This is a genomic window from Pseudomonas citronellolis (genome assembly GCF_029335315.1).
Lineage (GTDB): Bacteria > Pseudomonadota > Gammaproteobacteria > Pseudomonadales > Pseudomonadaceae > Pseudomonas > Pseudomonas citronellolis_A.
Genome location: NZ_JARJLT010000143.1, coordinates 1 through 5,397, shown reverse-complemented (window position 1 = coordinate 5,397; position 5,397 = coordinate 1). Strand labels below are relative to the sequence as shown.

Sequence of the window (5,397 nt, the reverse complement as noted above, 5' to 3'; positions counted from 1 at the left end):
AGAGGAATAACTGTCTTGCGCACACCTCAACCCGTCACTCCCGCGTTCGCGGGGACGACGCAACGGGAAGGGTGTTCCTGGTAGGAGGCTTCCGGCCGCGCAAGCCGATGGACCTTGGCGCGCGGCCATCCGTGTGTATCCCACTGTATCCAGCCTACCCCTCCACCAGGCCCGCATACAAACGCGGCGCCCCTCCGATACGTCGCCGATACATGGCGCGGGCCAAATGGTCACACCCGGACGAGAGACCCCGGCGGGCCCGGAAAGTCGCCTGACGGCGCTTCCAGCCCCCTCGCTCCGGTTCGACAAGACCCTTTGACCCGCGTGGCCCGGCCACGCCCCGTATCGGAGAAGCACCCCATGTCGCGTACCTCTATCCAGACCAAGACCCGCCTCGGCCTGCTCACCGTCGCCCTGCTGGGCGGCGTCAACCTGGCGTCCTCGGCCTTCGCCGTGGAGGCGCTGCCGCAGGGCTACCAGCTCGCCGCCGCCGACAAGGCCGGGGAGGGCAAGTGTGGCGAAGGCAAGTGCGGCGCCAACGGCGCCAAGGCCAAGGTGACCCAGGCCGAGGGCAAGTGCGGGGAGGGCAAGTGCGGTGACGCGTCCTTCTCGCGCACCGACAGCAACCACGACGGCAAGGTCTCGCGCGACGAGTTCCTGGCCGTGGCCAAGGACCGCGCCGGCGATTTCGAGGTGATCGACGCCGACCACGACGGCTTCATTTCCGAAGGCGAGGCCTACCAGCACCTGAAGACGGTCTTCGAGGCCCACGGCAAGCCGATGCCGGCCGGGTTGTTCGCCCAGTTCCAGGGCGACCGCCACTAAACCGTCCACTCGGTCCTTCCCGCGCCCGCGCGGGGAGGGCGACCCGCTCCAGGAGCCCGCCATGACTGCGCTTTCCTTCCCCCGTGGGGCTGGCCTCGGCCTGCGTCGCGGGTTGCTGCCCGAACTGCTGGCGCTGCCCGCCGGCAGCCTGGATTTCCTCGAATGCACGCCGGACAACTGGATCGGCGTCGGCGGCGCCTACGGCGAGGGCCTGGCGCGCCTCGCCGAGCGTTTCCCGCTGGCCTGCCATGGCCTGTCGCTGTCCCTGGGTGGCCCCGAACCGCTGGACCGCGAATTGCTACGACGCATCCGCCAGTTCCTCGACCAACACACGGTCGGCCTGTTCAGCGAGCACCTGAGCTACTGCTCCGACGAAGGCCAGCTCTACGACCTGTTGCCGCTGCCCTTCACCGACGAGGCGGTGCGCCATGTGGCGGCGCGCATCCGCCAGACCCAGGACGCCCTGGGCCGGCGCATCGCGGTGGAGAACATTTCCTACTACGCCGCGCCCTACCAGGCGCTGAGCGAGATCGATTTCCTCAAGGCGGTGCTGGCGGAGGCCGATTGCGACCTGCTGCTGGACGTCAACAACGTGGTGGTCAACGCCTGCAACCACGGCTACGACGCCGCCGTTTTCCTCGGCCAGGTGCCCGCCGAGCGGGTGGCCTGCATCCATGTGGCCGGGCACTACGACGAGGCGCCGGACCTGAAGGTGGACACCCATGGCGCCGCCGTGCAGCAGCCGGTATGGAGCCTGCTGGAGCGCGCCTACGCCCACTGCGGCGTGGTACCGACCTTGCTGGAACGCGACTTCAACCTGCCACCGCTGGCCGAGCTGCTGGTGGAGGTGGACTACATCCGTGCGCTGCAACAGGCGGCCGCGCCGCAGGCGGTGCGCCATGGCTGAGACCTTGCGCGAGCAGCAACTGCGACTGGCCCACCACGTCCGCGACCCGCAGCGCCACGCGCCGCCACCGGGCATCGAGGCGCGGCGCCTGGCGCTGTATCGCCAGCTGTTCCTGGGCAACCTGCAGGCGCTGCTGGCCGGCAGCTTCCCGGTGCTGCACGCCAGCCTGGATGCCGCGCAGTGGTGCGCGCTGACGGAAACATTCTTCGCCGACCACCGTTGCCAGACGCCGCTGTTCACCGAGGTGGCCGGCGAGTTCGTCGCCTTCCTCGAACAGGGCGTCGCCGCGCTGCCCGGCTGGGCCGTCGAGTTGGCGCACTACGAATGGGTGGAGACCGCGCTGTTGCTCGCCGACAGCCGCGAGCCGGCGCACGACCCCGATGGCGACCTGCTGGACGGCGTGCCGCTGCTGGCGTCCCTGGCCTGGCCGCTGGCCTACGCCTGGCCGGTGAGCGAGATCGGCCCCGGCCATCTGCCCGAGGGCCCGGCCGCACAGCCGACCCTGCTGCTGGCCCGGCGCGGCGCCGACCTGCAGGTGCATTTCGCCCGCCTGGCGCCGCTGGCATACGCGCTGCTGGAATCCCTGCGCGACCGCCAGCTGAGTGGCCGCCAGCACCTGCGCGGGCTGGCCGAGGCCATCGGCGCCGACCCCGAAATCCTGGAGCGGCAGGGCCTGGCCCTGCTGCACGACCTTCGCGCCCAGGGCGTGGTGCTGGGCACCCGCGCCACCCGCGACAACATCGAGGTGACCTTCGAGATCCCCTGAGTCGCCAGCGATGCACAGAGAAGCCCGCGCACGCGGGCTTCTTTCGTCCGGCGTCATTGCGGGGCGTCGACGCTGAGCATGTAGCCGGCGCCCGGCACCGTGTGGATCAGCGGCCGCGCGAAGCCCAGGTCGACCTTCTGCCGCAGGCGGTGGATGTGCTTGTCGATGACGTTGTCGCGCGGGTCGAAGTCGTAGTCCCAGGCGCTCTCCAGCAGCATGCTGCGGGTCACCACCTGGTCGGCGTGGCGCATGAGCTTTTCCAGGATGAGGAATTCGCGCTGCTGCAGGGCGATGCTGCGACCCTGGCGCTGGGCCACGCGGCCCTCGCAGTCGAGGCTCAGTTCGCCCACCTGCAGGCGCGAGCCGAGCAGCTGGCGGCCGGGCCGGCGGAGCAGGGCGGCCAGCCGCGCGTGCACCTCGACGAAGGCGTAGGGCTTGCCCAGGTAGTCGTCGCAGCCGGCCTGCAGGCCCTCGACGCGGTGGTGGGTGGAGGACAGCGCGCTGAGCATCAGCACCGGCGTGTCGAGCCCGGCGGCGCGCAGCCGGCGCACCAGTTCCAGGCCGTCGAGGCCGGGCAGGCGGCGGTCCAGCACCAGGGCGTCGTAGAGGTTTTCCAGGGCCAGGTCGAGACCGTGCCCGCCGTCCTGCGCGGCGTCCACGATATGCCCGCTCTCGCGCAGGCCGCGCACCAGGTAGCCGGCGGCTTCGGGTTCGTCTTCGATGACCAGGATTCTCACGTCAGCACCTAAACTTTTGTTCATCTTGGCGCGAGCCTGGCGTTCGCCCGCGTCGGACAAAATATACTGCCGATCACTTCCCGCCGCCGCCACGGAGCGCATCCATGTCCCAGGTTCTCGTCGTCGAAGACGACCCCGCCACCGCCGCCGAGATCGGCGCCGCGCTGCACGACCACGGCTACCAGGTGAGCCTGGCCGGCACCGGCCGCGAAGGCCTGGTGCGGGCGCTCAGCGAGAGTTTCGCGGTGATCGTCCTCGACCGCATGCTGCCCGGCGGCATGGACGGTCTGGCGATGCTCACCGCGTTGCGCTCGGCCGGGGTGGAGACCCCGGTGCTGATCCTCAGCGCGCTGTCCGACCTCGACGAGCGGGTGCGTGGCCTGCGCGCCGGCGGCGACGACTACCTGACCAAGCCCTTCGAGTTCATCGAGCTGACCGCCCGCCTGGACGCCCTGACCCGGCGCGCCGCGCGCGGCGGCGAGGCGCGCGACAGCCGCCTGCGCATCGGCAACCTGGACATCGACCTGCTGCGCCGCTCGGTGCGCCGTGGCGAGCGGCCGATCGAGCTGGTGCCGCGCGAGTACCAGTTGCTGGAGTACCTGGCGCGTCACACCGGGCAGATCGTCACCCGCACCATGCTCTTCGAAGCGGTGTGGAATTATCGTTACGACGAGCGCACCAACGTCATCGAGGTGCATATCGGCCGCCTGCGGCGCAAGGTCGACGTCGACGGCGAGCCGGCGATGATCCACACGGTGCGGGGGGCCGGCTATGTTCTCCGTGCGCCTGAGTGAGATTCCGCGCACCACCAGTTTCCGCGTGGCGTTGCTGTTCCTGCTGCTGTTCAGCGTCGCCTCGCTGGCGCTGTTCGGCTACATCTACTGGCGCACCGCCGGCTACCTGCGCGCCGAGGTGCAGGGCAACCTGACCCGGCAGATCCACAACCGCGCCGAGCTGGAAATCCCGGCGCTGATCCGCGAGGTGCAGGAGCACGCCGCCAAGGACCCCGAGCAGCACTTCCCGCAGGCGCTGTTCGACGCCAGCGGCCGGCGCCTGGCCGGCACCCTCGCCGAGCTGCCGTCGAGCACCCGGCTGGAGCGGCCCATCGAGTTCAAGCGGCGCAACCTGGCCGGCAGCGAGCGGCGCGTGCGCGGCATCGTCCACCGCATGCCCTCGGGCGAGCTGCTGGTGGTCGGCCAGGACATCCAGGACCTGCTGGAGTTCGACGAGCTGCTGGTCAACGCCATGGCGTCCGGCGGCGTGCTGATCCTGGTCCTCGGCCTGGCCGGCGCGCTGGTCGCCGGGCGCGCCTCGCAGCGCCGGTTGGACGCGGTGACCGGGGCCATCGAACGGATCGTCAAGGGCGACCTCAGTGAGCGTCTGCCGGTGCGTGGCAGCTCCGACGACGTCGATCGCCTGGCGGCGGTGGTGAACCGCATGCTGGACGAGATCGAGCGGCTGATGCACGAGGTGAAGGGCGTCTGCGACGACGTCGCCCACGACCTGCGCACGCCGCTGACCCGCCTGCTGGCCGGGCTGGAGCGCGCCCAGCGGCGCGACGGCGACAAGGCGGAGTTCGCCGCCGCCGTCGACCAGGCCATCGAGGACGCCCACGGCCTGCTGCTGACCTTCCGCGCGCTGCTGCGCATCTCCGAGATCGAGGACAGCGCCCGGCGCACCGGCTTCGTCGCGGTGGACCTGGCGCGGGTGGCGGCGGACGTGGTCGAGCTGTTCGAACCGCTGGCCGAGGAACGCGGCCTGCACTTGAACTTCCGCGGCCCGGCCCAGGCGGCCTGGCTACAGGGCGACGCGCACCTGCTGTTCGACGCCCTGAGCAACCTGGTGGACAACGCCCTGAAGTTCACCCCGGCCGGCGGCCGCGTCGAGGTTCGCGTCGAGGCCGGCGAGGGCGGGGTGGAAGCGCAGGTGCGCGACGACGGGCCGGGCATCCCGGAGGAAGAGCGTGAGGCGGTGCTGCGGCGTTTCTACCGCTCCGAGCGCAGCCGGCACACGCCGGGCAACGGCCTGGGGCTGAGCATGGTGGCGGCGGTGGCGCGCCTGCACGACCTGGCGATGAGCGTGGGCGATGGCGCGCCGGGGTGCTGGGTGAGTTTGCGCGGCAGGGCGGTGGTGCCCAAGGGGTAACGTTGGGGTGGGGTTCG

Annotated in this window: 6 protein-coding genes; 5 read left to right on the top strand and 1 reads right to left on the bottom strand. The window is 70.9% G+C overall.

Going from position 1 to position 5,397, the window contains the following annotated elements; translation table 11 throughout:
* Window positions 1-360: 360 nt before the first annotated feature.
* The 3 genes from P3W75_RS11990 (at window position 361) to P3W75_RS11980 (ending at window position 2,498) form a co-directional block, all read left to right on the top strand.
* Window positions 361-825 carry an HvfA family oxazolone/thioamide-modified RiPP metallophore gene (locus P3W75_RS11990; RefSeq protein WP_276227564.1) on the top strand — a complete coding sequence of 155 codons (465 nt, stop codon included), beginning with the start codon at window positions 361-363 and terminating at the stop codon, window positions 823-825.
* A gap of 61 nt (window positions 826-886) precedes the next feature.
* Complete coding sequence (locus P3W75_RS11985; RefSeq protein WP_276227563.1) at window positions 887-1,732, top strand: HvfB family MNIO-type RiPP peptide maturase; 846 nt, start codon at window positions 887-889, stop codon at window positions 1,730-1,732.
* Window positions 1,725-2,498: an HvfC family RiPP maturation protein gene (locus tag P3W75_RS11980; protein WP_276227562.1), complete on the top strand. Its 774-nt coding sequence runs from the start codon at window positions 1,725-1,727 to the stop codon at window positions 2,496-2,498. The genes P3W75_RS11985 and P3W75_RS11980 overlap by 8 nt, the downstream gene beginning before the upstream one ends.
* Window positions 2,499-2,551: 53 nt before the next feature.
* Here the strand turns inward: P3W75_RS11980 and P3W75_RS11975 are convergent, their stop codons facing one another.
* Window positions 2,552-3,235, bottom strand: a complete 684-nt coding sequence (locus tag P3W75_RS11975) for a response regulator transcription factor (protein ID WP_276227561.1) — start codon at window positions 3,233-3,235, stop codon at window positions 2,552-2,554.
* Window positions 3,236-3,339: 104 nt separating this feature from the next.
* On the opposite strand from P3W75_RS11975, the gene P3W75_RS11970 reads away from it, so the two are divergent.
* The gene (locus P3W75_RS11970) at window positions 3,340-4,029 is read left to right on the top strand and encodes a response regulator transcription factor (RefSeq protein WP_276227560.1); all 690 of its coding nucleotides are present in this window, start codon (window positions 3,340-3,342) and stop codon (window positions 4,027-4,029) included.
* Window positions 4,007-5,380: a sensor histidine kinase gene (locus P3W75_RS11965; protein ID WP_276227559.1), complete on the top strand. Its 1,374-nt coding sequence runs from the start codon at window positions 4,007-4,009 to the stop codon at window positions 5,378-5,380. Before P3W75_RS11970 ends, P3W75_RS11965 begins: the two co-directional genes overlap by 23 nt.
* Window positions 5,381-5,397 lie beyond the last annotated feature (17 nt).